Below are 257 nucleotides of genomic sequence, written 5' to 3'. Positions count from 1 at the left end.
ACGGTCATGTCCTGACCCCGCGCCGTGATGCGCCCCTCTTGGTAGGCGAGGTGGTCGGGCGTATAAAAGAACAACTCGTGCCCCCGCGCCTGCGCCTCTTCCGCAAGGCGGAAGCTGCTGTCCGCAGCGATGTTCACGTCCCCGATCGGGTCCATCTGAAATGCAATTTTCATGCCTGCCCCTCTTTCATCGCCCCTTGATGAGGCAGAGGCGACAGGGACGCAATAGATCAGTCGTGCCCGAACGCGTTTTCGACG

Annotated in this window: 1 pseudogene; it reads right to left on the bottom strand. The window is 61.1% G+C overall.

From position 1 onward, the window contains the following. Nucleotides 1-173: pseudogene (locus tag A3728_RS14765) on the bottom strand (glutathione synthase); the annotation flags it as partial. Nucleotides 174-257: the final 84 nt, after the last annotated feature.

It is taken from the genome of Sulfitobacter sp. HI0040 (assembly GCF_001634885.1).
Lineage (GTDB): Bacteria > Pseudomonadota > Alphaproteobacteria > Rhodobacterales > Rhodobacteraceae > Sulfitobacter.
The sequence above is the reverse complement of the archived record's forward strand: the minus strand, read 5'-3'. Positions and strand labels throughout refer to the sequence as shown.